The organism is Azospirillum isscasi (assembly GCF_030849505.1).
Lineage (GTDB): Bacteria > Pseudomonadota > Alphaproteobacteria > Azospirillales > Azospirillaceae > Azospirillum > Azospirillum isscasi.
Window position 1 is genome coordinate 1 of sequence record NZ_JAUJFI010000352.1, and the last position, 1,368, is coordinate 1,368.

Consider the following 1,368-nt stretch of genomic DNA (forward strand, 5'->3'; position numbering starts at 1 on the left):
GCCGCCGCCAGCGGGGTCCCGCCGGTGAAAGCCAGCACGGCGCCCCGCGCCTCCGCCGCCGGGGCGGGGGGCAGGGGGAGCCAGACCTTTTCATGGAACCAGTCGGGCAGGGTGGCGGGACCGGCGGTCAGCCGCTCGACCCGGCGGACGTCCGCGCCGAAATCGCCGGCCTCGAACCACGCCTTCAGGGTCGGGCGGCGGATCTTGCCGATGGAGGTGCGCGGTATCCGCTCCGGTTCGATCGGGATCACCAGATCGGCGGCGACGCCCAGCTCCCCCGACAGGCGCCGCCGGATGGCCCGGACGATGCCGGCAAGCGCGCGGTCGTCGCCGCCGTGGGCCGGCGCGTGGAAGAACACGGCCACCCGGTCGGTGCCGGCCCCCGGCGTGCGCACCCCCACCGCCGCGGTGCAGGTGCGGTCCAGGCCGGGCAGGGTGGCCAGAGCCGTTTCGATTTCATGGCTGTAGAAGTTGGCGCCGTTGACGATGATGACGTCCTTGTCGCGCCCGGTGATGAACAGCCGCCCCCCGGCCAGATAGGCGAGGTCGCCCGTGCGGTACCAGCCGTCGCGGAACGCCTCCGCCGTCAGGTCGGGGCGGGCGAAATAGCCGCGGAAAAGCTGCGGCCCGGACAGTTCGAGCTGCCCGATCTCGCCCTCCTTCAGCAGGGTCCCGTCCTCCGCCACGATGCGCAGGGCGGCGCTGGGAACGGGGGGGCCCAGGTCGATGAAGGGAACGGCGGTGTCCCGCGCGAACCAGGGCGCCGTGGTGATGGCCGACGCGGTTTCGGTCATGCCGAAGGACGGGCGGATGGCACCGGGGCGCAGCCCGTGCCGGCTCAGCCGCTCGAAGAACTCCACCATGGTGCCGTTCGACACCGCCTCGCCCGCGTTGACGAGGAAGCGCATGGCGGACAGGTCCCAGCTCCGGTCCGCCGCCGCGGCGACGGCCTGCGCGATCAGGGCGTAGGCGAAATTGGGCGCCCAGCCGATGGTCGCCCGGTGGCGGTCCATCAGGTCCGGCCAGCGCAGCGGCTCGCGCAGCACCGGGTCGGAGCGGACATGGACCTGGCTGGCTCCGACGGCGGTGGGCAGCAGGCTGAAGAAGGCGATCCCGCCCACATGGTCCAGCGGCATCCAGTTCAGCGTGGTGTCCGCCGCCCCGAATCCTTCGAGCTGGGTCACCGCCGCGATCATGGTCAGCAGGCTGCGGTGGGAACCGACCACCCCCTTGGGCACGCCGGTGCTTCCGGAGGTCAGCAGGATCAGCGCCGGCTCGTCCGGATCGGCGGCGGGAGCCGGGGCGCCCGCCGGCGCGCTGTCCAGCGCCGTGGCGTCGGCCAGGGTCAGGGCGCCGAGCCCGTGCTCC

At 73.5% G+C, this 1,368-nt stretch carries 1 protein-coding gene; it reads right to left on the minus strand.

What is annotated here, in order from left to right:
- The coding region (locus QSG27_RS28935; protein WP_306712305.1) for an AMP-binding protein at positions 1–1,368 on the minus strand (1,368 nt) is incomplete at both ends.